This is a genomic window from Erythrobacteraceae bacterium WH01K, from assembly GCA_027941995.1.
GTDB lineage: Bacteria > Pseudomonadota > Alphaproteobacteria > Sphingomonadales > Sphingomonadaceae > CAJXSN01.
Genome location: CP115966.1, coordinates 308,983 through 331,934 on the forward strand (window position 1 = coordinate 308,983; position 22,952 = coordinate 331,934).

The following is a 22,952-nucleotide window of genomic DNA, read 5'->3' on the forward strand; positions in this document are numbered from 1 at the left end:
CGATGCCACCGGCAGGGGCCGCTGGTCAACCATTTCTCGCAAATTCGGTCCGCCCGGTTCAATCGCCGGACAATTGACGTGTCACGCTGTCGACGGCGCTTTCCTCGGCCGGCTCAGGCGTCGGTTCGGCGGGAGCCGGAATGTTCGCGCCTTCGGGCACGGCTACCGTAATCTCGACCCGGCGATTCGTGGCGCGTCCCTCCTCATCCGGGGTCCCGTCGGGCAACGCATTGGGGGCGACCGGGTTCTGTTCGCCGAAGGCGATGATTTCGATCCGCCCCTCGTCGATGCCGTTTTCGATCAGCCACTGCGCAGCGGCCTCCGCACGCTCGCGCGAGAGGCGCATATTGACAGGATCGTTGCCGCCCGCGTCGCTGTGGCCGCGCAAGGTGATCGTCCCATCGAACTCGGTCACCTGCGGGCTCTCGATCAGCTCTGCGAGGGCTGTAACAGCCTCCGCGGAAAGCTGTGTTCCGCTGGTGCCAAAACCCAGCGTCATTTCGAGCGGTTCGACATCCACGGTGCGAGCGATCTCGATATCGGGCCGGATGATCGATGCCCGGTCCGTCGGGTCGGTGGCTTCGGCGTCAGGCTCTGCGACCGTCTCCTCGACCTCCGGTTCGGGCGCCGGCTCTCGCTCGCCGCAAGCAGCCAGGGCCAGGCAGGCGATGGCGGTCAGTGCGGGACGGAGTGCCGGGCGGGCGGCGTTCATACTGGGTCGTCTCATGCTGGCTGCGGGTCGGGCCCGCCCTTTCCGGTGGATTTTGGTTCCTTGCGCTCGCGCCGCGCTGCATTCTCTTCCGGAGTGCGGGACTGCGGAGGGCTGAACGATACGATGACATCGCCGGCGCGCGGTTCGGGCCGGGCTGCATGGGTGAAGAAGCGCATCCGGCCGCTCTCCCGCAACAGCATCAGCATGTGGGTCGATTCGGGCAGTTTTTCCTGCGCGTCCTCGAAATCGAACTGGTCCGACAACTTCGTGCGGCGGAAGACCCAGCCCTGCTGCTGGCGTTCCTGCACATCGGCAACGCCGAAGCCGCTTTCGAACAGCGACCGGCCGCGAAGGGATTCCGGCAGGGCCCGGTGGTCCTCGTCATCCGAATCGCCGAGCTGGTAGACGCTGTCGCGCCCGATCTCGTGCGCGAATTCGTTGCAGACGAGGGCGTTGTAAGCCTCGTTGTCGGTCGCCGCCACCAGCACCTGGTAGGGTCCGAGATCGAGATTGTGCTCCGTCGCCTCGTTCAGAATTTCGCCGTGGTAATAGGGTACGCCCGCCCGGCGCGCCGGAGCCAGCCTCTGCCAGCTGGAATCGACGATCATCACCGGCGTCTTCAGGTCCAGCATCTGCTTGGCCAGCGCGATGGTCCACGATGTGCTGCCGGCAATCAGCAGACCCGGGCGCGTGTCGCCCTTCACCTTCAGCAGCTTCGCGACGATATCGACGGTGAAGCCATGCGCGATGATGGTGGATACGACGACCGCGAAGCTCAGCCCGACAAGGATGGAACCGTCGCCGTAACCCAGTTCGTTGAGGCGGAGGGCAAACAGGCCGCAAATGGCGACGAGAACGATGCCGCGCGGCGCGATCCATGCCAGGAACAGGCGCTCGTTCCACGGGACCGAACTACCCAGCAGGCTGATCAGGACCGTTGCCGGACGCACGAGGAACAACAGGGCGAGGAGGAACAGCCCGAAGCGCCATTCGAAGTCCCGTAATTCATCGAAGTCCAGGCCGGCGGAGAGCAGGATGAAGATGCCCGATACGAGGATGACCGCGATGTTTTCCTTGAACGGATGGATGCTCCGCAGGCTGGAGACGTTCATGTTCGCAAGCGCGATGCCCATCACGGTCACGGCGACCAGCCCGGCCTCGTGCTCGATCTTGTTCGAGATGACGAAGACGCCGATCACCGTCGTGAAGAGCACCGGCACTTTCAGGTATTCGGGCACGGCGCCGCGAGGGAAAGCCCAAGCGATGGCAGCAGCCGCTGCAAAGCCCAGCAGGCCGGCCAGGATGGCGGCCAGGATCAGCGGCGGAACGACATTGAAGACCGAAGCGCCGGGCGTCTCGGCGGAAATGCGGAAATATTCGTAGGCGATGACAGCTGCCAGCGCCCCGAACGGATCGTTCACGATCGCTTCCCATTTCAGGATGGAGGCGGGCCGCGTCTTCACGCTGGATTGCCGGAGCAGTGGGATGACCACCGTGGGGCCGGTCACCACCAGGATGCCGGCAAACAGGATGGCGACCGGCCAGACCAGCCCGGCCACGTAATAGGCAGCAAGAGCCCCGAACAGCCAGCCAAAAGGCACGCCGAACACGACCAGTCGCCAGACGCCGTCGCCCGAATGGCGCAGTTCCCTCAGATCGAGGCTGAGGCCGCCCTCGAACAGGATCAGGGCCACGCCCAGTCCGATCATGGGCTCCAGCAGGTCGCCAAAGGTTTCTTCGGGATCGAACAGGCCGAATACCGGGCCGGCGAGGAAACCGGCCAGCAGCATGAGGACGATTGCGGGCCAGCCTGTGCGCCACGCGATCCACTGCGCCCCGATGCCGAGCACACCGACGGTCGCGATAACGAGCGCTTGCGATTCCATTCCGCCCTCCTGCGGTGCGCAGCCGGTGGGCGGCGCAAGACGGGACTACAACGCCCCGGGCCGAAATTCTATCCCAGCTTTCCCAAAGGGTTGGCCGGGTGAATGCGCCCCGTCCTGTATGCGCTTCGTCTTCTACTCGTCGGCGAACGAAACCAGCGCGGATACTTCGAGACTCTTGGCACGCAATCGCGCAGCACCGCCGAGGTCCGGCAGGTCGATGACGAAAGCGGCATTCGTCACCACGGCCCCTGCCTGTGACAGGAGATCGGCTGCTGCGCAGGCCGTGCCGCCGGTGGCGATCAGATCGTCGACGAGTGCGATGCGGCTCCCCTCGAACACGACGGAGGGATCGACCTCCAGACGGTCGGCGCCGTATTCGAGCGCGTAGTCGATGCCGATGGTCTGCACAGGCAGCTTGCCCGGCTTTCGGACCGGTATGAACCCGATGCCGAGGCGCATCGCCACTGCAGCGCCGAAGATGAAGCCGCGCGCTTCCATCCCTGCGATGGCATCGGCGCCTTGCGTGCGCTCTGCCAGATGGTCCACGGCGGCACGCAGCGCGTTTCCGTCGGCAAGCAGGGTGGAAATGTCGCGGAACTGGATTCCCGGCTTCGGAAAGTCGGGAACGGTCCGGATCGACGCGCGAATTTCGTCAGGCGTCATGGGCAGGACCGCTGCAGGTCCGGGAAGGCGCCGCGGGATACGAGATCGACACGCGGCGCCGTTCCATCAGTCCTTGCGCTTGGCAGGCTTTACCGCCGACCAGATCTGGCGCTTCGCCATCCAGGCGAGGACGGTTGCGAAGACCAGGAAGATGAGCACCGGCCAGCCGGTCTGCTTGCGCTTCACCAGGGTCGGCTCGGCCGCCCAGGTCAGGAACGCGGTGACGTCTTCCGACATCTGCGGGATGGTCGCCTCGGTCCCGTCGTCGAACGTCACCTGGCCGGTCGAGGTGAGCGGCGGCGCCATCGCGATGTTCAGATACGCGAAGTAGGGGTTGAAATAGAGACCCTCAGGCGTCCGGAAATCGGGAAATTCTTCCGTCAGTTCTGCCGGGATCGGCTGATAGCCCGACAGCAGCGAATAGACGTAGTCCGTGCCGTGATGGCGGGCCTTCGTGATCAGCGAAAGGTCCGGCGGGATGGCATTGTTGTTCGCCGCAGCTGCGGCAACGTCGTTGGGATAGGGCGACGGGAAGTAATCGGTCGGCTCGGCCGCACGCATCACGGCTTCACCGGTCGCGGGGTCGATACCCGGAACCTGCCAGGTGGCCGCTTCGGCGCGGACCTGGTTCTCGGTGTAGCCAAGATCGGCAAGGTTGCGGAACGCGACGTATTTCAGCCCGTGACAGGCCGAACAGACTTCCTTGTAGACCTTGTAGCCGCGCTGGAGCTGGCCGATGTCCCACGTGCCGATCGGCCCTGTGAACGACCAGCCTCCCTCGGGTGCGCGGGCTTCGAGATGGAAGGCGTATTCCGGCGATTCCTCCGCCTCTGTCGTGGCCGCGTTATACGCGTCCGCAACGAAGGACAACATCACCACGAAGGTGAAGAGAAGGCCGGCGCCGATAGCGAGAAGGCGAACCATGTTAAAACTCTTTCCTATTCGCTTCAGACGGCGGGCGAGGTGTTTTCGCCCAGCACGGCTTTCTTGTCGGACCCCAGCACGGCTTCGGTGATCGAGTAGGGCAGCGGCTCGGGCTTCTCGAAGGACGAGATGAGCGGCAGGATCACCAGGAAGTGCAGGAAGTAGTATGCCGTCGCGATCTGGCTGGCCAGAATCGTGAAGGTCGAGAGATGGGCGCCGCCGCAATAGCCCAGCACCAGGATGCAGGGGATCAGGCCGAACCAGAAGAACTTGCGGAACAGCGGGCGATAATGGCCGCTACGCACGGGCGAACGGTCGAGCCACGGCAGGATGAACCACAGCAGGATCGATGCGAACATTCCGATCACGCCCCACAGCTTCGCCGGCAGGATGAAATCGAAGGTGAAGGCACGCAGGATCGCGTAGAACGGCCAGAAATACCATTCCGGCACGATATTGGCGGGCGTCGCCAGCGGGTTCGCCTCGATATAGTTGTCCGCGTGACCGAGATAGTTCGGCAGGAAGAACACCATCGCGAAATAGATGATGAGGAAGACGCCAAGCCCGAAGCCGTCCTTGGCCGTGTAATACGGGTGGAACGGCACGGTGTCGCTCTCGCTCTTCACCTCGACGCCGGTCGGGTTCGACGAACCCGGGATGTGCAGCGCCCAGATGTGGAGGATAATCACGCCTGCCGTCACGAAGGGCAGCAGGAAGTGCAGCGAGAAGAAGCGGTTCAGCGCGGCATTGTCAGGCGCATAACCGCCCAGCAACCACACCTGGATCGGCTCGCCGACCAGCGGGATCGCGCCGAACAGGCCGGTAATCACCTTCGCGCCCCAGAAGCTCATCTGGCCCCACGGCAGCACGTACCCCATGAAGGCGGTCGCCATCACGAGCAGAAAGATCACCACACCCAGCAGCCAGATCATCTCGCGCGGGGCCTTGTAGGAGGAGTAATACAGGCCGCGGAAAATGTGCAGGTACAGCACCAGGAAGAAGAAGCTTGCCCCGTTGGCGTGGGCGTAACGCAGCATCCAGCCCCAGTTGACGTCGCGCATGATGTGCTCGGTCGAGGCGAAGGCGACCAGCGCGTTCGGCGCATAATGCATCGCCAGGATGACGCCGGTGACGATCTGCAGCACGAGGCAGAAACCCGCCAGCACGCCGAAATTCCACATGTAGGAAAGGTTGCGCGGAACGGGATAGCCCGCACCCACCGCGTTGTAGACGAGGCGCGGCAGCGGCAGCTTCTCGTCGATCCACTTCGTCAGATCGTTGGCGGGGGTGTATTGTTTGGCCCAGGGAAAGCTCATGATCTATTCTTTCTCAGGTCAGCCTACGCGAATGGTCGTGTCGCTGGTAAATTCGTAGTCCGGCACTTCGAGGTTGGTCGGCGCGGGCCCCTTGCGGATGCGGCCGGCGGTATCGAACTGCGAACCGTGGCAGGGGCAGAAATAGCCGCCGAACTCGCCTTTGTTCTCGCCCTCGGCAGCGCCCAGCGGGACGCAGCCGAGATGGGTACACACACCCATCGTGACCAGGATATCCTCGTGACCCGGCTTCGTGCGGTCGGCCAGGCTTTCCGCGTCGCGGAGCGAGCCTGTGTCCACTGCATTCGCCTCCTGCATTTCGGCAGGAGTCAGGCGGCGAACGAACAGCGGCTGCTTGCGGAAAACCGCCTTGATCGCCTGTCCGGGCTGGATTGCGGAAACGTCGACATCGGTGCTGCTTTCGGCAAGCACGTCGGCGCTCGGCGCCATCTGACTGATCAGCGGATAAACTACCGCGAGGCCGCCCACACCGGCCGTGCCGAGCGCGGCGATGTTGATGAAATCGCGGCGACGCACACCGTCGTGGGTTCCGTCATGGTCTGCAGGCTCGATTGCGGGTGTCGCAGTCGCCGTGCCCGAAGTGTCAGCCATCAAGTCCTACCTTGCCTGCGAACGACCGTCCGGGTCGTCCGGTTCTTCGAAAAAGAGCCGCCATGGTCCAGCATGTGTCCGGTCACGGTGCCCCGATGCCCGCGGCAGTCGCCGCACGCATGTTTGGGCGGGCTACTAGCTGCTAGTTGCGGCAATGCCAATGGCCTTTTCCGCTCTCTTGGTGGCTATCCTGGACCAGTCAGGGCAGGCCGATCAATGCGGCCTGTCGCCCGTAGTCGGCTTCGTTCGCATGGGTGGAACGGCGAAAGGAATAGAACCGTGTGGCATCGCCATAGGTATCGAGGCCGAGCGCCTCCACCCGGGTCACGCCGGCCTGTCGCAGCCGCGACGCTACGTAACCCTCCAGGTCGAAGTGCAGGCGGTCGCCCCGCCCTTGCGCAAAAAATGCCTCGTCCTCCGGCGCGAAGGCGCCGCGCATTTCCGGGCCGACCTCGTAATTCGCCTGCGCGATCGCGGGACCGATGGCGGCGAAGATGTCTCCGGTGCGAGCACCGAGCTCCAGCATTTTCGCAATGGCCGAATCGATGATGCCGCCCACCGCGCCGCGCCATCCGGCATGGACGGCAGCGACCACGCCTGCCCGCCGGTCGGCCAGCAGGACAGGCGCGCAATCGGCCGTTACCACGCCCACAAGCAGGCCGGGGGTTGCGGTGACGAGGGCGTCCGCTTGCGGGCGTTCGTCACCTTCCACCGCGCGGTCGATGATAACGGCATCGGGCGAATGCACCTGGTACGGCATGGCGAGCATGGCACCGGGCAGGACCGCCTCGACCCCGCGCCGCCTGTTCTCGGCAACCGCCCCGGGGTCATCCCTCGCACCGACGCCGAATTGCAGGCCCGATACGGTTCCGGTGGAAACGCCGCCCTCGCGTGTCAGGAATCCATGAGGCACGCCCTCCAGCACGCGCGCCCGGATCGGCCGCACCTCAGCCAAGGCTGCGGCTAACCTGTTCATAGGTATCGCGCGACAGGGCATCGGCGCCGGCAATACGCTCCAGCTGCTGCCGCATCAGGGCCGCCCGGCCCGGCTCCATCCTGCGCCAACGACCGAGCGGCGAAACGAAGCGCGCGGCCGTCTGCGGATTGATGGAATCGAGTTCGAGGATCGTGTCCGCGATCATGGTGTAACCCTCACCGCTCTCGGCATGGAAGCCATGCGGGTTCCCGGAAAAGGCCATGAACAGGGACCGCACACGGTTGGGGTTCTTCATGGTGAAATCGGGATGGTCGGCCAGCGCTTTCACATGCGCGATGACCGACGGATGGAGCGAGCTTGCCTGCATCGCGAACCACTTGTCGATGACCAGTTCGTTGCCCTTGTAGCGGTTGTAGAAGTCCATCAGCGCATCGGTGCGCTCGATCCCCTCCAGTCCGGCGAGCACCATCAGCGCGCCTTGCCGGTCGGTCATGTTGTCCGCGGAACTGTATTGGGCCGCGGCCAACTCCGCAGCTTTCGCGGGATCGCTCGCCGCTGCATAGACCAGCACCTGCGTCTTCACCTTGCGCGCGCCGCGGCCCGCAGGCGTCATGGCATAGGGGACCGCCTCCACCCGATCGTAGAGGGCATGGAGTTCGTCCCCCAGCGCATCGCCCAGATAGGCCTTCAGTGCCTCGCGCTCGCGGTGGATGGCGCCGGGCCGGGCCACCAGCATCTGTTCGGCGAGATAGGTCTGGCTGGGAAGCAGCATCAATTCCCCGCGCATCGAATCGTCCAGCGTTTCGTCGGTCAGGATCGTGCCCAGCGCCTTCGCCACGGCCTCCCGGCCCGCAGCCCGGTCTCTATCCCCGTCGACAGCCGCCAGCAATTCGCCGACGACCAGTTCCTGCATCGCTTCGTAGCGGGCGAAGCTGTCATCGTCGTGGCGGGCGAGGAAAACGAGGTCGCCCTGGTCGACGACGCGCTCGATCGCGACCGGCGCGGTGAAGCCGCGATTGACCGACAGGACCGGAGGCTTCGCAAACCCTTCGAACTGCAGCGTCTTCTCTGCGGTGTCGAGCACGACCAGCCGCTCGCCATCGTGCCGTCCCGTCTCGCGGTCGAGCAGGGCGATCTTCAGCGGGATCGGCATGGGCATCTTGGCCGGCTGGCCCGGTGTTGCAGGCACGTCCTGCCGCAGCCTCAGCACGGCCGTATCCCCGTCATGGGTCATTACCACGTCGACCTTCGGCGTACCGGCCTGGCTGTACCACAGGCGAAACTGCGTCAGGTCCAGCCCGGTGCCGTCTTCCATCGCGGTGATGAAATCCTCGCAGGTCGCGGCTTCCCCGTCATGCCGTTCGAAATAAAGATCGCAGGCCTCGCGGAACGCCTTCTCGCCCGCCATGACCCGCATCATCCGAATGACCTCGGCCCCCTTGTTATAGACGGTCGCGGTGTAGAAATTGCTGATCTCGCGGTAGGAATCGGGCCGGATCGGATGGGCCAGCGGGCCGCTGTCTTCCGGGAACTGCACACCGCGCAGGACGCGGACATCCTCGATCCGCTTGACTGCCTCGCCCTGCATGTCCTGGCTGAACAACTGGTCGCGCAGCACGGTGAAACCTTCCTTCAGGCTGAGCTGGAACCAGTCGCGGCAGGTCACGCGGTTGCCGGACCAGTTATGGAAATATTCGTGCGCGATAACGCCTTCGACCGCGTCGAAATCGCCGTCCGTCGCGGTGTCGCGGTCGGCCAGCACGTATTTCGTGTTGAAGACGTTCAGCCCCTTGTTCTCCATCGCGCCCATGTTGAAATCGCTCACCGCGACGATGTTGTAGATGTCGAGATCGTATTCCCGGCCGAAGGTTTCCTCGTCCCACTTCATGGATGTCTTGAGCGATTCCATTGCGTGGTGGGTGCGCCCCTCGTCGCCCTCGCGGACCCATACGGCGAGTTCCACGTCGCGCCCGCCCATGGTGGTGAAACGGTCCTTTCGCGCAACCAGGTCGCCCGCGACCAGCGCGAAGAGATAGGACGGCTTGAGCCAGGGATCCCTCCAGACGGCGTAATGGCGATCCTCGCCCACCTCTCCGGATTCGACCTCGTTGCCATTGGCGAGCAGGACCGGGAACGCTTCCTGCGATCCCTCCATCCGCACCGTATAGCTGGAGAGGACATCGGGCCGGTCCGGGAAGAAGGTGATGCGGCGGAACCCTTCCGCCTCGCACTGCGTGCACAGCATACCGTTCGATGCGAACAGCCCCATCAGCGCGGTGTTGGCCGACGGGTTGAGGACCGTAGTGATCGTCAGTTCGTGCGAATCGCCTTCCAGCGACACCAGCAGGTCGCCGCCATCCATCGACCAGCTGGAACATTCGCCGCCGTCGCAGGACAGCGATTCCAGTTCCAGCCCGTCACCGTTCAGCCGGATCGTCGGCGAAGGATCGGCGGCGGGATTGCGCTGGACCTTCAGGGTCGCGGTGACTTTCGTCGTCTCCAGTCCGAGATCGAAATCCAGGTGCACTTCCGGAACCAGCCACGCGAACGGCGCGTAATCCTCGCGCCGGATGATGGCCGGCTCCTTCGGTTCGGGCGGGGCATCGGCCAGTTGCGGATTTCCGTCTGCTGTCGAAGGGGTGCGGGCGATGTCCATGGGGTATAGGGTACTTTCTGTTCGAGAGGTCTGCGTGATGGGTAGAACCGCCCGATGAAGCAAATGTTCATTTTCGGCCTCGGCTATTCGGCGAAGCGCATCAGGGCTGCGCTCGAACAGCGCGGCTGGCACGTCGTCGCCACGGGCAGCGACGCAGAGATTGCGTTCGGCGACCGGCAGGCCGTGCTGGAGGCACTGGCGCAGTCGAGCCATGTGTTGTCCTCGGTTCCGCCCGACAGGGAAAGCGGGCTCGACCCGGTGCTCGATACTTACGGGCGCGAATTTCCGACCGCGTGGGTTGGATACCTGTCCTCGACCGGGGTCTATGGCGACCAGCAGGGGGCATGGGTCGACGAAAACTCGCCCACCGGAATCGGACGACGCGATGCGAGGAACTATGCAGACGCGCTCTGGATCGAGCTCGGTGCACGGGTGTTCCGCCTGCCGGGAATCTACGGTCCCGGGCGCAGTGCGCTGGACCGGGTGCAAAGCGGCAAGGCACGGCGGATCGATCTTCCCGGGCAGGTCTTCAGCCGCGTGCATGTCGAGGATATCGCGTCGGGCGTCGTCGCGGCAGTCGAAAGCGATGCCCCGCCGGGCGCATACAATCTCGGGGACGATTTGCCGGCCGGCGGGAATGCGGTGACCGAGGAAGCGTGCCGGCTGCTTGCCGTTTCTCCGCCGCCTCTCCAGACGGTCGATGCGGCCGGGCTCAGCGAGATGGCGCGCGGCTTCTATTCGGAGAACCGCCGCGTCGCCAATGGCAAGGCGAAGCGGGTGCTGGGCTGGCGACCGAAATATCCGACCTACCGCGAGGGTCTGCGCAGCCTGCTCTAGGTTTCGGGAGCGGCCTGCCGTTCGCCGGCCTCTTCGGGTGCGGCGCGCATTTGCGCGCTCTGCTGGACCTGCACCGATTTCTGGCGCCGTGCGCGCAGCGCCAGGATCATGCCGAGCACCGCCAGCCCCATCCCGCCCAGCGTCAGGGCGGTCCAGCGATAATCCTCGAACAGGGTCGAAATCGCCATCGCGACGGAAATCGTCAGGATCGAATTGTAGGCCGTGCGCCCCGCCCCGATTTCGCGGACCAGATTGTAATGCAGCGGGAAGGTCACGACCGACCCGATCAGCGCGAGGTAGACGATGCCGCCCCAATATCCGGCAGATGTCGGAACGGGCGGCGACCCGGCGGTGAGCACGGCGAACCCGAGGTCGAAAAGCGTGCCGTAGAGCATTGCCCATGCCAGCAGGCTGACCATCGGCACGCCGCGACCGACCGGGTTGGCCTGCACGACATTGGCGAGCGAGGCGGCAAGGATGCCCAGCGCCGCCAGCACAATGCCGAGCGACACGTTGCCGCCTATGACGCCCGCGTCGGGATTGGCGCGCCATTCGTGCACCAGCAGCAGCGAAACCCCGACGATGGCGATGGCGCTACCCGCCCAGAAGGAACAGCGCGCCTTCTCGCCCAGGAAGACCCGTGCAAACAGGGCATTGGGCACCATCAGCAGGCCGAACATCATCGCCACGATGCCGGAGGTGACGTAAAGCTCCGCGTGATAGACGAACAGGAAATTGCCGCTGAACTGGAACAGGCCGACGATCATCGCCAGCCGCTGTTCCGGTCCGGTCAGGCGAAGCCGCCGCTTCATCAATGCCGCCACGGTGAACAGGGCCGGGGTCGCCAGCGCGAACCGGTAGAAAACCGACCACGCAGCCGGAACCCCGTCGATCTGGCCGGTGATGACAAACCAGGTGGACCCCCAGATCGTGCCGGTCAGCAGGAACGGGACGATGACCCGCCAGCTCAGCATGTCGGACTGGTCGGGGCTCACAGCGCAGCGATCGCATTGCCCAGCGCCTCTGCCGTAGCCGGATCGCTGTCCCAGCTGGCAACGAAGCGGGCGGCATCCGTGCCCCAATCGTAGAAGTGGTATCCCTGCTTCCTCAGGGCTTCCCGTTCGGCCGCAGACAGGCGCATGAACACCTCGTTCGCCTCTACCGCGTGGAGCAGGCGGTCAGCGGCTCCGGCGACGATGGCGGAAGCGGCAGCGTTCGCGCGGCGGGCATTGTCCAGCCACACATCGCCTTCGACCATGGCCAGCAATTGCGCGGCAAGGAAGCGGCCCTTCGATTGCAAATGGCCCGACCGCTTGCGGCGATATCGCACGACGTCGGCCAGCGCGGAATCGAAGAACACGATCGCCTCTGCATTCATGCCGCCATTCTTCACGCAGCCGAAGCTGAGCGCCTGTGCCGGACCGACCGCCTTGATCGGCGCGCAGCCGAGATGCGCGACGGCATTGGCGAAGCGTGCCCCGTCGACATGGAAACCCAGCCCGCGCTCCTTCGCCAGGGCACCGATGGCCGCGAGTTCGGCCGGGCGATAGCATCGCCCGTATTCGCTCGCCTGCGTGACGGAAATCGCATGCGGCTGGACCTGGTGCACATCGTCCCGAATGGGGTCGATGACGGTGCGAACGGCATCCGGCGTTATGCGCGCGCCCTCCCCGTCCGCCAGCAACAGCTTTGCACCATGGAGGAAGAAGCCGGGCGCCCCGCCCTCGTCCATCTCGATATGCGCTTCCCGGTGACACACGACCGCTCCGTGCGGGGGGACCATGGCCGACAGGGCGAGGCAGTTGGCCGCCGTGCCGGTCGCCACCCACAGGACGGCGACTTCGCGTCCGAACAGCGCCCCGAATGCATCGTCCAGCCGCTGCGACAGGTCGTCACCGTCATAGGGCGACTGCACGCTGTCGGCAGATTTCAGGGCGTCCCACACGGCGGGATGCACGCTGGCGGCGTTGTCGGAAAGAAAACGTGTCATGCAGGAACGCCCTTAGCCCGGCCTGTGTTGGTTGCAAGAAGGAGACGTCCGCGATGACCACGCAAACCATGCAAACCACGCAAGACGAACTGAAACTGACCATCACGCACGAGGTGCAGGGGCAGGGTGGCCGCTATGTCGCGCATCTCGCCGACAGCGACCAGAGTGGCTTCCTCGAATGGGAACCGAAGGAAGCGATCCGGCAGGACGATGTGCGCATTGCCACGCACACCGTAGTACCGTCGGAAATCGGCGGCCGCGGCGTTGCTGCCCGGCTGGTGGACCAGCTGGTGTCGGATGCCCGCGAGAAAGGCTTCAAGATCGTCCCGCAATGTTCCTATGTCGCACGCAAGTTCGACGAGAACCCGGACTGGTCCGACCTTAGAGCCTGAGCTAGCGCGGCGCTGCACGCCAAGGGGTCAGAGCAAGCCGGAGAAGTCCCGCGTCACCATGCTGTCCAGCACCGCGCTGCACCATTCACGGGCCCGGTCGACCGGCATTCCGGGCACGGACAGCTTGCCCCCGGCGAGACCGAGATGCAGCGTGCAAAAGCCCAGCCAGCGGGCGATCGGCCCTTGGGAAATTTCCGCCGATTGGAGCTTCACCCTGTTCCCGATGGACAGTTCGGGTGAGAAGAAGCCGGTGCGGATTAAGACCTGCTCTTCGCTGATGGCGTGCCGTTCCGCTCGCCAGAGCAGATATTGCCACAGGACCACCACGGCCGCAGCGGCAAGCGGTACGAGGCCGACAAGTTCCTGATTGGGAATCAGGTCCACGCCGGACACCGCCAGAGCCACTTCGATCCCCAGCGCGATCAGCAGGAACGTGCCGCCTTCGACAATAGCGCTGACTATCCGGAAACTCCCGCTCGCCCTCGCCCAGCGCAAGTCGTCACCCGGCGGGGAGAACCCCGCTGCCGCTGCGATCGGCAGCAGTTCCGCATCCTTCGCAAAAGGCGCGACGACATGGCTGGCATCTCCGGAATCCTGCGCGAGGCTCACGAATTTCAGGCCCCGCCAGCCGAACCGGCTTCGCACCACACCGGTCGTCAGGCGCAACGCCTGGACACGGTGGGCCGGCATGACGACATCGGTCCGGGTCAGCAGGCCGCGCCGACGGCGAAATCCCTTGGCAGTGCGGTCCAGCCGGAAATCCCAGTCGCGCAGGAACGTACGCACGAGACCGGTCGCCAGCCCCACGACCAGCAGCGTACCGATGACGAGAACCACGCCTGTAATTTGCGCGACCAGCCCGAGGGATGCGAGCTGCCTGCCGGGCCCGGCGAGGACGTCGCCCCAGAAATCCTCCGACCACAGGTCGAACGGCAACAGGAAGTCGGCCTGCTGCACTGCCGCGGCGAGCACCGCGACCGCCGCCAGCGAGAATTCGAACAGGCCGAATGTGGCCAGCCGCCTCGGCCCCATTGTGAAGATGGCCTCGCCCCCCGCTCCCGGGGACACGGCTTTCTCCTGAGCAGGCGTGTCTTCGCCTTGCGCATCGTCGCGCCTTTCCCTCACCACCTCGCGCAGCGCCTCGCCATCGGCTTGCGAGAGATAGGCCAGCGTCAGTTCGTCCTTCCCCCCGGCCCCCGTCTCGAAGCGAACCTCGACCAGACCCAGCAGGCGGGCGACGAATTTCTGCTCCAGGCTGACATCCTGGATACGGTCGTAGGGAACGGAGCGCGCGACGCGCGACAGGATGCCGCTTTCGACCCGGATGTCGGCCTCCCCGACGCGGTAGGTGAACCGGCGCCATTGCAAGAAGGTGACCGCCAGATTGGCAGCGATCACCGCCGCCAGCAGCAAGAGAAGCCAGCCGATCCCGCTGCCCATATCGATACCCGCCTCGCCGCCGTCCAGGTCGCCGCCAATGGAATAGGCCGCCGCGCCGATCGGAAGGACGAGTTGCGGCAAAAGGACGATGGCCTTGACCACGACCGACAGGGGGTCTGTGCGCTGTACGTCCGGTTCGCCTTGTACCGCGCGGTCAGGCAGGGCGTCCGTCACGCCGAATCGCGCTTGATCTTCGCACGGATTTCCTCGCGCATGGACAGGGCATCATCGTGTTTCAGGCCGGGCAGGTGGACCGAGGCATTGTGACTGCCCGCCGTGTGAAGGGTCAGCGTCGCGAGGTCGTAGAAGCGCTCGAGCGGTCCGCGATCGACATCGATATGCTGCACCCTGCCGAACGGCACGACGGTATCGGACCGGAAAAGCAGTCCGCGCACGACGCGCAATCGGTCGCCGGACATGGAAAACCCGCGCGCGGCAAAACGGCGGTGCGGGATCCGCAGCACGAGGAGTATGGCCAAGAGGAAAACCGGTCCGAAAATGACACCCGTCGGCAGGGGCAACACGAAATCGAGCACGCCTGCGCAGATCAGGAAAGGCAGCGCGATGCCTGCGCCCTGAACGCGCATCGCCTTCTCGTGATTCGGGTGAAGCCGGGTAAGCGGCTCTTCAAATGAATCGCTTGTCCGTTCCGGTTCCGCCGGGTCCTGCGTGCCCGGTGCCCCCGCGCCATTGGTTCCGCCCTGTGTCATGGGGCCATCTTCTGAATCGGGCGCAGCGGCTTTTCAAGCGCCCTTCGACGAAGGCTGCTCCTGAAAGGATCCAGGCCGCCGGTAACGGCCTGAATATCGGCAGCCGCGCGATTCGCGAGGCGACACCAAGAGGATGGGGGGGATGGGGGAAATGGTGCCACGAGAGAGAATTGAACTCTCGGCCTCACCCTTACCAAGGGTGCGCTCTACCACTGAGCTACCGCGGCGCCGAGTACCTGTTTGCCAGGCAGGCGCGCCTATTGTCGGATGTGGCCGACAAGTCAAGCAAAGCTTGAGCGCGGGCGTTCGTCTTGGCAAGGTCGCGCCATGACCGACAATGCCTCGTCAACCAGTAGGGAAGAACGCCTCGCGGCAAAGCTGCGGGAAAATCTGAGGCGCCGCAAGGCGCAGGCACGCGAAATGGGCCAGCGGGACGAAGCATCGGAAGCCCTTCCAAAGGAGGGCAGTGGCGGTTAACGCGGCGCCCGGACATCATCGTGCCGCCCGCTGCCCGGCGATGCGGCCCCTGCTTGCCAGATCGGAGACCTGAATGCCCACGCTGATTCTCGTTCGCCACGGACAGAGCGAATGGAACCTCGCCAACCGGTTCACCGGCTGGTGGGATGTCGGCCTGACGGAAAAAGGCATCGCCGAGGCGCGCGCCGCCGGCGAACTGCTTGCCCGTCATCCCGACATGCTGCCTGTGCGAGCCTTCACCAGCTTCCAGACGCGCGCGATCCGGACGCTGCATCTCGCACTGGAAGCCTGCGACCGGCTGTGGATCCCGGAAACGAAGGACTGGCGCCTGAACGAACGGCACTATGGCGGCCTGACCGGCCTCGACAAGCAGGAGACGCGCGACCGCCACGGTGACGAGCAGGTCCATATCTGGCGCCGCAGCTTCGACGTGCCCCCGCCGGACATGGAACACGGCAGCGAATTCGACCTGTCGGCCGATCCGCGCTACGCCGGCATCGACGTGCCATCCGCAGAAAGCCTGAAGATGACGATCGAGCGCGTCCTTCCCTATTACGAGGAAGCGATCGTTCCCGCCCTGAAGGACGGCGGCCCGGTCATCGTCTCCGCCCACGGCAATTCCCTGCGCGCACTGGTGAAGCACCTATCAAACATTTCCGACGAGGATATCACGGGGCTCGAAATCCCGACCGGCCAACCGATCGTCTACGAATTCGACGACGCGATGACGCCGGGCGAACGCTATTACCTGAAGGATCGCTGAGATGATCGCGGGGGAGAACGGGAAGGCAGGAGGCGGCAAAGGCGGCGCGATCGACGTCGCCATCGTCATGGGCAGCCAGTCCGACTGGCCGACAATGCAATGCGCTGCAAAAGTGCTCGAGGAACTGGGCGTCGCGCACGAGGCGCGGATCGTCAGCGCCCACCGCACACCCGGCCGCATGGTCGATTTCGCCCGGAATGCTGAAGATGAAGGCATCAAGGTCATCATCGCAGGCGCGGGCGGCGCTGCACACCTGCCCGGCATGATCGCCGCGATGACCCATCTCCCGGTGCTGGGCGTGCCCGTCCAGTCAAAGGCCCTCTCGGGCATGGATAGCCTGCTTTCCATCGTCCAGATGCCGGCAGGCGTGCCGACAGGCACGCTGGCCATTGGCGAGGCTGGCGCGACCAATGCAGGCCTGCTCGCCGCGAGCATCCTGAGCATCGGCGATACCGCCCTTGCGGGCAGGCTCAAGGCATGGCGTGCGAAGCGCAGCGATGCCGTTGCCGACCACCCGGTGGACTGACCCGAGCGATGAAGAAGACGAAACCGCTGGCACCCGGCAGCACGATCGGCATTCTGGGCGGCGGACAGCTGGGCCGGATGATGGCCATGGCCGCCGCGCAGATGGGCTATCGCTGCATCACCTACAGTCCGGAAAAAGAGATCGTCGCCGCGGACGTATGCGCCGATACGTTCCAGAACGCATGGGACGACCGCGCCGCCATGGCTGCCTTCGCGCAGAATTGCGACGTGGTGACATGGGAGTTCGAGAATGTCCCGGTCGATGCGATCTCGCAGCTCGGCGACCTGCTGGCCCCCCATCCCCGCGCGCTGGAAACAGCGCAGGACCGGCTCAATGAAAAGCGGTTCGTAGAGGGCCTGGGCGGCCGCGCTGCGCCATACGCTCCGGTCGACAACCGCGCCGACCTCGCCTCCGCGGTGGAGCGGATCGGCGCGCCCGGTATCCTCAAGACCCGGAGCGACGGGTATGACGGCAAGGGGCAATGGCGCATCCGTTCCGCGCACGAGGTCGATGGCGTATCGCTACCCGCCGGGCCCGCAATCTACGAAGGTCTGGTCGAGTTCGATGCAGAATTTTCCGTCATCCTGACTCGCGGACGCGGCGGCGAGATCGTGTTCTGGGGCAGCACGCACAATATCCATGAGGATGGAACGCTCGCCAGGTCCGTCCTCCCCGCGCCGGCAATCGTTGCCGCGCAGGTGGACGAGGCGCGCGACCTGTCGCGGCAGGTTGCCGACGCACTCGGCTATGTCGGTGTGCTGACGCTGGAATTCTTCGCCACGGCGCAGGGTCCGGTGTTCAACGAAATGGCCCCGCGCGTGCACAATTCCGGGCACTGGACCATCGAAGGAGCAGTCACCAGCCAGTTCCAGAACCATGTGCGGGCCATTCTCGGCCTGCCGCTGGGCGACACGCGAACCGTCGCACCGGCGATGGTCATGCACAACATCGTGGGCAAGGACGCGAAGACGGCGCATGCATCGCTCTCTGACCCGGCCACCCAGCTCCATCTCTATGGCAAGGCACGGGCGCTCGACGGGCGCAAGATGGGCCACACCACCACGTTGAAATTCGACTGATGGGCGAGATATTCCTGATCTATGCGCGTGCTGCCAACGGCACGATCGGCAAGGGCGGCAAACTGCCGTGGCACATCCCCGAGGATCTGAAGCGGTTCAAGGCACTGACGCTGGGCAAGCCGATGATCATGGGCCGCAAGACCTTTGAAAGCCTGCCGGGCATCCTGCCGGGGCGCAGGCATATCGTCCTGACCCGGCGCGACAGCTTCGAGGCCGAGGGCGCGCAGATCGTGCGATCGGTACCGGCCGCCCTCGCCGCCGCGCGGGAGGACGACCCCGATACCGACATCGCCATCGTGGGCGGTTCGGCCGTATACGACGTCTTCCGCCCCCGGGCGGACCGGATCGAGCTGACCCAGATCCACGCCGATTTTGCGGGCGACACGTTCATGAAGCCGCTCGGTGCAGGCTGGGAACTGACCGCGCGGGACGACCGGGAAGCGGACGGCGACCTGCCCGCTTTCTCCTTCCTGACCTATCGCTGCCGGGCGCAGGACGCGGCATGAGGTGGCTGGACCACCGCGAACCGGTGCCCAGCCCCTTGCGCGGTGCGATCATCGCGCTCGGCAATTTCGACGGATTCCATCGCGGACACCAGCAGGTCGCGGGCGAAGCGATCGAATGGGCCCGCGCAGAGGGGCGGCCGGCCATCGTCGCGACCTTCGATCCCCATCCGGTGCGTTTTTTCAAGCCTGATACGCCGCCCTTCCGCCTGACCACGCTGGAACAGCGGCAGGAACTCTACATTGCGGCAGGCGCCTCCGCGATGCTGGTTTTCCATTTCGATGCAGAGCTCGCCGGGACCAGCGCGGAAGATTTCATTGCCGAAATCCTGGTGGAGCGGCTGGGCGCGCACGGCGTGGTCACGGGCGAGGACTTCACCTTCGGCAAGGGCGCGGCGGGGAATGTCGACCTTCTGGCCGCCCATCCCGCCCTCGCAAGCCGGACCGTAGCCCCCGTCGAACAGGGCGAGGCGCCGGTATCTTCCAGCCGCATCCGCGAAGCGCTCAGGCAGGGCGACTGCGAAACCGCGACCGACCTGCTGACCCGCCCCTTCGCCATCCGCGGCATCGTCCAGCATGGCGACAAGCGGGGGCGCGAGATCGGCTATCCCACCGCCAATCTCGACATCGAGAGCTATCTGCGCCCGCGCTACGGCATCTACGCGGTGACCGGGCGCATCCTGGCCACGGGCGAGGTGCTGAAGGGCGCGGCGAATATCGGCGTGCGCCCGCAATTCGAACCTCCGAAGGAATTGCTGGAGCCGCATTTCTTCGATTTTTCCGGCGATCTCTACGGACAGGAGATCGAAGTCGCCTTCCACCATTTCCTGCGCGGCGAGGCGAAGTTCGATTCGCTGGACGACCTGATCGCCCAGATGGACGAGGATTGCCGCCGCGCCCGCACGCTCCTGTCGCAGGGTGACGGAGGCGCATGAAACGCTGGGCCATCCGCATCGGCGGCGTGCTCGCCGTCGCATTGCTGGGCCTGACCCTGCTCAATGCCAGCTGGCTGGCGCCGGAGCCGAAAGGCGCGGTCAAGCTGATTGCGCATGGCGGGATCCACCAGCATGAAGCCGGCATCGGACGCGTGGGCGACACCTGCACCGCCGCCCTGATCGAAGACCCGGTCCACGATTACCTCGAAAACACGCTCCCCTCGATCGAGCGGGCGGCTAGCCTCGGCGCGCATCTGGTGGAAATCGATGTCACGCGCACACGCGACGGAAGGCTGGCCGTGTTCGGCGACGACACCGTCGATTGCCGCACGGATGGCAGCGGAGCCACGCGGAATTCTACGCTGGGTGAGCTGAAGGCACTCGATATCGGCCACGGCTATACCGCCGATGACGGGTCGACCTATCCTTTCCGAGGAAAAGGTACGGGCATGATGCCTGCGCTCGAGGAAGCGATGGCGGCATCCGGCAGGGCCGGGCTGCTTTACCGCTTCAAGAGCGAGGACGCCGAGGAGGCCGACCTGCTGGCCACCGCGATTGAAAAAGCCGGCCGGGACACGGGCCCGCGAGGCGATGCTTTCTACGGCTCTGCAGGGCCCGTCGCGCGAATCCGGCAATTGCTGCCGGACGCATGGGCCTTCACCCGCGCGGAGGCCGAGGCGTGTTCACGCGATTATGTGGCATCCGGCTGGACGGGCCATGTTCCGCAAAGCTGCCGGAACGGCACGATCATCGTACCGCTCGACCGCCAGTGGGCATACTGGGGCTGGCCCAATCGCATGATCGCCCGCCTCGAGGCACATGGCACACGGATCGTGATCGTCGGTCCGCAGGGCGAAGGGCACCCGCCGGGCCTCGACCTGCCCGAGCAGCTGGGCGAAATTCCGGCCAGCTTCAACGGATACGCTTTTGTCGACGACAGCCTCGCGGTCATCCCGGCCTTGATCCAGCGGTTCGACGATCGGAGCCAGGCCGAAATCGATGCAGTCGTCGACGGTCTGGAACGCCGCCGCGCAAACAGGTAGCGCTGCAGGCGCACCCAGCTTGCAAATTCTCCCGCAATAGGGTCTAGGCCGCGCCATCAAATTTCCGCGCCTTTTTCGGCGCATGACCGAGGATACTGGCATCATGCAGGTCGATCAAACCGCCCTTCCCGGCTGCCTCATCCTGACCCCGCGCCGGTTCGGGGACGACCGCGGCTGGTTCAGCGAGGTATATTCGAAGCGCGCCCTCGCCGATGCGGGGATCACGTGCGATTTCGTGCAGGACAACCACTCGCTCAGCCGCGATGCAGGGACGGTACGCGGCCTCCATTACCAGAGCCCGCCGCACGCACAGGCGAAGCTGGTGCGGGTCGCCAGCGGCGCGGTGCGCGATGTCGCCGTCGATTTCCGCGAAGGCTCGCCAACGTTCGGCCAGCATGTCGTGGTCGAATTGTCAGCGGAGAACGGCCGTCAGCTCTTCATCCCGGCCGGCTTCCTCCACGGCTTCGTCGCTTTGCAGCCGGACACCGAGCTATTGTACAAATGCTCCGATTTCTACGCCCCCGAATGCGACGGCACGATTCGTTTCGACGATCCCGACCTTGCCATCGACTGGGGCATTGCCCGCGAAGACGCCGTGCTGTCGGCCAAGGATGCCGCCGCACCCTCGCTCGCCGAAGCGGGCACGCCTTTCCAATATGAAAGCTGAGACATGAGACTCCTCGTCACCGGCGCTGCCGGATTTATCGGATCGGCCGTCACGCGGCAGGCTATCGCCGCCGGGCACGACGTCTGCGCGCTCGATTCGCTGACCTATGCCGCCTGCCTCGACAACCTCGCCAGCGTGTCGGAAAGCCCGCTTTACAGCTTCGCGCAAGTGGATATCCGCGACCGCGATTCGCTCGACCGGGTGATCGGCGGGTTCGAGCCTGACGCCATCATGCACCTCGCGGCGGAAAGCCATGTCGACCGCTCGATCGACGGCCCGGGCACGTTCATCGACACCAATGTCATGGGCACGTTCCACCTGCTCGAGGCGGCGCGCGCCTACTGGACCGAGGCAGGTAAGCCGGAAGCTTTCCGCTTCCACCATGTCTCGACCGACGAGGTCTACGGATCGCTCGGTGAAACGGGCATGTTCACCGAGGACACGCCCTACGATCCGCGCAGCCCCTACTCGGCCAGCAAGGCCGCCAGCGACCATCTGGCCCGCGCATGGGGCGAAACCTACGGCCTGCCGGTCATCGTCACCAATTGTTCGAACAATTACGGACCCTACCAATTCCCGGAAAAACTGATCCCGGTGGTCATTCTGCGCGCGCTGGCGGGCGAGGAAATCCCGGTCTACGGCGCGGGCGAGAACGTGCGCGACTGGCTCTATGTCGAGGATCACGCCGACGCGCTGCTGACCGTGCTGGACAAGGGCCGCGTGGGCCGCACCTACAATATCGGCGGCGAGAACGAGGCGAAGAACATCGACATCGTGCGGACGATCTGCCGCCTGCTCGACGAGAAGCGCCCGGCCAACAAACCGCGCGAGGAGCAGATCGCCTTCGTCACCGACCGGCCGGGGCACGACATGCGCTATGCCATCGATCCCGAACGCATCCGCAGCGAACTGGGCTGGCGGCCCAGTGTGACGCTGGAGGAGGGGCTGTCCGCGACCGTCGACTGGTACCTGGAAAACGAGGACTGGTGGCGCGCCTTGCAGGAACGGCAGGGTGTAGGCGAGCGACTGGGCACGAAAGGGTGACCGTCCTCGTCTTCGGGACGAGCGGGCAGGTCGGGACCGAACTGGCCGCGCTCGAAAACGTGCGCTCGCTGTCGCGGGCGGAAGCTGACCTGTCCGATCCGGAATCGTGCGCGCAGGCGATTCGCGCAGCGGACTGCACCGCGGTGATCAACGCGGCCGCCTATACTGCGGTCGACAGGGCCGAGGAGGACGAGGCCACGGCAATCGTCGTCAATGCCGAGGCTCCCGCTGCGATGGCGCGGGCTGCGGCGGACAAGGGCGTTCCCTTCGTCCATATCTCGACCGATTACGTGTTCGGCGGGGCGGGCGATGCGCCGTTCCGGCCTTCCGACCCCACCGGACCGCTCGGCGCCTATGGACGGACCAAGCTGGCGGGCGAGGACGCGGTGCGCAGCGCGGGCGGGGTCCATGCGATCCTGCGGACGAGCTGGGTCTTCTCCGCCCACGGCAACAATTTCGTGAAGACGATGCTGCGCCTTGCCGAAAGCCGCGACCATTTGACCGTGGTGGGCGACCAGCATGGCGGACCGACGCCTGCGCGCGCCATTGCCGAGGCGTGCCATGCCATCGCGCACCAGCTTGCAGACGACCCGGAGAAATCCGGAACCTACCACTTCTCCGGTGCGCCCGACACGACATGGGCCGGTTTCGCCCGAGCCGTGTTCGAGGAAGCGGGCGAGGCGGTGACGGTCGAGGATATCCCCACCAGCGCCTATTCCACCCCGGCCGCCCGGCCGCTCAATTCGCGGATGGATTGCAGCGCGACCGAGGCCACGTTCGGTATCGCGCGGCCCGACTGGCGCAGCGATCTGGCGCAGGTGATCGCGCAGCTTCGCAGCTGAG

The 22,952-nt window shown here is 65.3% G+C and carries 24 protein-coding genes and 1 tRNA gene; 12 read left to right on the top strand and 13 right to left on the bottom strand.

Annotated elements, in window-relative coordinates; genetic code table 11:
- Nucleotides 1-58 precede the first annotated feature (58 nt).
- The 8 genes from PF049_01600 to pepN all read right to left on the bottom strand — a co-directional run bounded on the left by PF049_01600 (nucleotide 59) and on the right by pepN (nucleotide 9,703).
- A complete protein-coding gene (locus PF049_01600; GenBank protein WBY16888.1) occupies nucleotides 59-727 on the bottom strand; it encodes an OmpA family protein in 669 nt (222 codons plus the stop codon).
- Nucleotides 724-2,598 carry a sodium:proton antiporter gene (locus tag PF049_01605; protein ID WBY16889.1) on the bottom strand — a complete coding sequence of 625 codons (1,875 nt, stop codon included), beginning with the start codon at nucleotides 2,596-2,598 and terminating at the stop codon, nucleotides 724-726. Before PF049_01605 ends, PF049_01600 begins: the two co-directional genes overlap by 4 nt.
- 132 nt (nucleotides 2,599-2,730) lie before the next feature.
- A complete protein-coding gene (locus PF049_01610; protein WBY16890.1) occupies nucleotides 2,731-3,261 on the bottom strand; it encodes an adenine phosphoribosyltransferase in 531 nt (176 codons plus the stop codon).
- Between the two features lie 66 nt (nucleotides 3,262-3,327).
- Nucleotides 3,328-4,185, bottom strand: coding sequence for a cytochrome c1 (locus PF049_01615; protein WBY16891.1), 858 nt, complete (start codon nucleotides 4,183-4,185; stop codon nucleotides 3,328-3,330).
- A 23-nt stretch (nucleotides 4,186-4,208) separates the two neighbouring features.
- Nucleotides 4,209-5,501 carry a cytochrome b/b6 gene (locus PF049_01620; GenBank protein WBY16892.1) on the bottom strand — a complete coding sequence of 431 codons (1,293 nt, stop codon included), beginning with the start codon at nucleotides 5,499-5,501 and terminating at the stop codon, nucleotides 4,209-4,211.
- Nucleotides 5,502-5,519: 18 nt separating this feature from the next.
- The gene (gene petA / locus PF049_01625; protein WBY16893.1) at nucleotides 5,520-6,110 is read right to left on the bottom strand and encodes a ubiquinol-cytochrome c reductase iron-sulfur subunit; all 591 of its coding nucleotides are present in this window, start codon (nucleotides 6,108-6,110) and stop codon (nucleotides 5,520-5,522) included.
- A gap of 199 nt (nucleotides 6,111-6,309) precedes the next feature.
- Nucleotides 6,310-7,086: a peptidoglycan editing factor PgeF gene (gene pgeF / locus PF049_01630; protein ID WBY16894.1), complete on the bottom strand. Its 777-nt coding sequence runs from the start codon at nucleotides 7,084-7,086 to the stop codon at nucleotides 6,310-6,312.
- A complete protein-coding gene (gene pepN, locus PF049_01635; protein WBY16895.1) occupies nucleotides 7,058-9,703 on the bottom strand; it encodes an aminopeptidase N in 2,646 nt (881 codons plus the stop codon). The genes pgeF and pepN overlap by 29 nt, the downstream gene beginning before the upstream one ends.
- Before the next feature lie 54 nt (nucleotides 9,704-9,757).
- Here pepN and PF049_01640 point away from each other — a divergent pair, with 54 nt between their 5' ends.
- Nucleotides 9,758-10,540: an SDR family NAD(P)-dependent oxidoreductase gene (locus PF049_01640; protein WBY16896.1), complete on the top strand. Its 783-nt coding sequence runs from the start codon at nucleotides 9,758-9,760 to the stop codon at nucleotides 10,538-10,540.
- Here PF049_01640 and PF049_01645 read toward each other — a convergent pair.
- Complete coding sequence (locus PF049_01645; protein WBY17952.1) at nucleotides 10,537-11,514, bottom strand: DMT family transporter; 978 nt, start codon at nucleotides 11,512-11,514, stop codon at nucleotides 10,537-10,539. The genes PF049_01640 and PF049_01645 overlap by 4 nt on opposite strands.
- A gap of 17 nt (nucleotides 11,515-11,531) precedes the next feature.
- Nucleotides 11,532-12,530, bottom strand: a complete 999-nt coding sequence (locus PF049_01650; protein ID WBY16897.1) for a beta-eliminating lyase-related protein — start codon at nucleotides 12,528-12,530, stop codon at nucleotides 11,532-11,534.
- 53 nt (nucleotides 12,531-12,583) lie between these two features.
- Between PF049_01650 and PF049_01655 the strand changes: the two genes are divergently transcribed.
- Complete coding sequence (locus tag PF049_01655; GenBank protein WBY16898.1) at nucleotides 12,584-12,922, top strand: GNAT family N-acetyltransferase; 339 nt, start codon at nucleotides 12,584-12,586, stop codon at nucleotides 12,920-12,922.
- Nucleotides 12,923-12,949: 27 nt separating this feature from the next.
- On the opposite strand, the gene PF049_01660 is transcribed toward PF049_01655, so the two are convergent.
- The 3 genes from PF049_01660 to PF049_01670 form a co-directional block, all read right to left on the bottom strand.
- Complete coding sequence (locus PF049_01660) at nucleotides 12,950-14,536, bottom strand: PH domain-containing protein (protein WBY16899.1); 1,587 nt, start codon at nucleotides 14,534-14,536, stop codon at nucleotides 12,950-12,952.
- Nucleotides 14,533-15,072, bottom strand: a complete 540-nt coding sequence (locus PF049_01665; protein ID WBY16900.1) for a PH domain-containing protein — start codon at nucleotides 15,070-15,072, stop codon at nucleotides 14,533-14,535. Before PF049_01665 ends, PF049_01660 begins: the two co-directional genes overlap by 4 nt.
- 152 nt (nucleotides 15,073-15,224) lie before the next feature.
- A tRNA-Thr gene (locus tag PF049_01670) sits at nucleotides 15,225-15,299 on the bottom strand.
- A gap of 100 nt (nucleotides 15,300-15,399) precedes the next feature.
- Between PF049_01670 and PF049_01675 the strand changes: the two genes are divergently transcribed.
- The 10 genes from PF049_01675 (at nucleotide 15,400) to rfbD (ending at nucleotide 22,951) form a co-directional block, all read left to right on the top strand.
- Nucleotides 15,400-15,549 (top strand): hypothetical protein, encoded by a 150-nt coding sequence (locus PF049_01675; protein WBY16901.1) that lies wholly within the window; start codon nucleotides 15,400-15,402, stop codon nucleotides 15,547-15,549.
- 73 nt (nucleotides 15,550-15,622) lie between these two features.
- Nucleotides 15,623-16,312: a 2,3-diphosphoglycerate-dependent phosphoglycerate mutase gene (gene gpmA, locus PF049_01680; GenBank protein WBY16902.1), complete on the top strand. Its 690-nt coding sequence runs from the start codon at nucleotides 15,623-15,625 to the stop codon at nucleotides 16,310-16,312.
- Nucleotide 16,313: 1 nt separating this feature from the next.
- Nucleotides 16,314-16,838, top strand: a complete 525-nt coding sequence (gene purE, locus PF049_01685) for a 5-(carboxyamino)imidazole ribonucleotide mutase (GenBank protein ID WBY16903.1) — start codon at nucleotides 16,314-16,316, stop codon at nucleotides 16,836-16,838.
- Nucleotides 16,839-16,846: 8 nt separating this feature from the next.
- The gene (locus PF049_01690; GenBank protein ID WBY16904.1) at nucleotides 16,847-17,917 is read left to right on the top strand and encodes a 5-(carboxyamino)imidazole ribonucleotide synthase; all 1,071 of its coding nucleotides are present in this window, start codon (nucleotides 16,847-16,849) and stop codon (nucleotides 17,915-17,917) included.
- Nucleotides 17,917-18,423, top strand: a complete 507-nt coding sequence (locus PF049_01695) for a dihydrofolate reductase (GenBank protein WBY16905.1) — start codon at nucleotides 17,917-17,919, stop codon at nucleotides 18,421-18,423. Before PF049_01690 ends, PF049_01695 begins: the two co-directional genes overlap by 1 nt.
- Nucleotides 18,420-19,355: a bifunctional riboflavin kinase/FAD synthetase gene (locus PF049_01700; GenBank protein WBY16906.1), complete on the top strand. Its 936-nt coding sequence runs from the start codon at nucleotides 18,420-18,422 to the stop codon at nucleotides 19,353-19,355. Before PF049_01695 ends, PF049_01700 begins: the two co-directional genes overlap by 4 nt.
- Nucleotides 19,352-20,398: a glycerophosphodiester phosphodiesterase family protein gene (locus tag PF049_01705; GenBank protein WBY16907.1), complete on the top strand. Its 1,047-nt coding sequence runs from the start codon at nucleotides 19,352-19,354 to the stop codon at nucleotides 20,396-20,398. The genes PF049_01700 and PF049_01705 overlap by 4 nt, the downstream gene beginning before the upstream one ends.
- 82 nt (nucleotides 20,399-20,480) lie before the next feature.
- A complete protein-coding gene (gene rfbC / locus PF049_01710) occupies nucleotides 20,481-21,065 on the top strand; it encodes a dTDP-4-dehydrorhamnose 3,5-epimerase (protein ID WBY16908.1) in 585 nt (194 codons plus the stop codon).
- 3 nt (nucleotides 21,066-21,068) lie between these two features.
- Nucleotides 21,069-22,109, top strand: a complete 1,041-nt coding sequence (gene rfbB / locus PF049_01715; GenBank protein WBY16909.1) for a dTDP-glucose 4,6-dehydratase — start codon at nucleotides 21,069-21,071, stop codon at nucleotides 22,107-22,109.
- Nucleotides 22,106-22,951, top strand: a complete 846-nt coding sequence (gene rfbD / locus PF049_01720) for a dTDP-4-dehydrorhamnose reductase (GenBank protein ID WBY16910.1) — start codon at nucleotides 22,106-22,108, stop codon at nucleotides 22,949-22,951. Before rfbB ends, rfbD begins: the two co-directional genes overlap by 4 nt.
- The last annotated feature ends 1 nt before the right edge of the window (nucleotide 22,952 follow it).

Coding starts and splice junctions, on each gene's coding strand:
- PF049_01600 (WBY16888.1), bottom strand. CDS start 727: ATGAGACGACCCAGTATGAACGCCGCCCGCCCGGCACTCCGTCCCGCA.
- PF049_01605 (WBY16889.1), bottom strand. CDS start 2,598: ATGGAATCGCAAGCGCTCGTTATCGCGACCGTCGGTGTGCTCGGCATC.
- PF049_01610 (WBY16890.1), bottom strand. CDS start 3,261: ATGACGCCTGACGAAATTCGCGCGTCGATCCGGACCGTTCCCGACTTT.
- PF049_01615 (WBY16891.1), bottom strand. CDS start 4,185: ATGGTTCGCCTTCTCGCTATCGGCGCCGGCCTTCTCTTCACCTTCGTG.
- PF049_01620 (WBY16892.1), bottom strand. CDS start 5,501: ATGAGCTTTCCCTGGGCCAAACAATACACCCCCGCCAACGATCTGACG.
- petA (WBY16893.1), bottom strand. CDS start 6,110: ATGGCTGACACTTCGGGCACGGCGACTGCGACACCCGCAATCGAGCCT.
- pgeF (WBY16894.1), bottom strand. CDS start 7,086: ATGAACAGGTTAGCCGCAGCCTTGGCTGAGGTGCGGCCGATCCGGGCG.
- pepN (WBY16895.1), bottom strand. CDS start 9,703: ATGGACATCGCCCGCACCCCTTCGACAGCAGACGGAAATCCGCAACTG.
- PF049_01640 (WBY16896.1), top strand. CDS start 9,758: ATGAAGCAAATGTTCATTTTCGGCCTCGGCTATTCGGCGAAGCGCATC.
- PF049_01645 (WBY17952.1), bottom strand. CDS start 11,514: ATGCTGAGCTGGCGGGTCATCGTCCCGTTCCTGCTGACCGGCACGATC.
- PF049_01650 (WBY16897.1), bottom strand. CDS start 12,530: ATGACACGTTTTCTTTCCGACAACGCCGCCAGCGTGCATCCCGCCGTG.
- PF049_01655 (WBY16898.1), top strand. CDS start 12,584: ATGACCACGCAAACCATGCAAACCACGCAAGACGAACTGAAACTGACC.
- PF049_01665 (WBY16900.1), bottom strand. CDS start 15,072: ATGACACAGGGCGGAACCAATGGCGCGGGGGCACCGGGCACGCAGGAC.
- PF049_01675 (WBY16901.1), top strand. CDS start 15,400: ATGACCGACAATGCCTCGTCAACCAGTAGGGAAGAACGCCTCGCGGCA.
- gpmA (WBY16902.1), top strand. CDS start 15,623: ATGCCCACGCTGATTCTCGTTCGCCACGGACAGAGCGAATGGAACCTC.
- purE (WBY16903.1), top strand. CDS start 16,314: ATGATCGCGGGGGAGAACGGGAAGGCAGGAGGCGGCAAAGGCGGCGCG.
- PF049_01690 (WBY16904.1), top strand. CDS start 16,847: ATGAAGAAGACGAAACCGCTGGCACCCGGCAGCACGATCGGCATTCTG.
- PF049_01695 (WBY16905.1), top strand. CDS start 17,917: ATGGGCGAGATATTCCTGATCTATGCGCGTGCTGCCAACGGCACGATC.
- PF049_01700 (WBY16906.1), top strand. CDS start 18,420: ATGAGGTGGCTGGACCACCGCGAACCGGTGCCCAGCCCCTTGCGCGGT.
- PF049_01705 (WBY16907.1), top strand. CDS start 19,352: ATGAAACGCTGGGCCATCCGCATCGGCGGCGTGCTCGCCGTCGCATTG.
- rfbC (WBY16908.1), top strand. CDS start 20,481: ATGACCGAGGATACTGGCATCATGCAGGTCGATCAAACCGCCCTTCCC.
- rfbB (WBY16909.1), top strand. CDS start 21,069: ATGAGACTCCTCGTCACCGGCGCTGCCGGATTTATCGGATCGGCCGTC.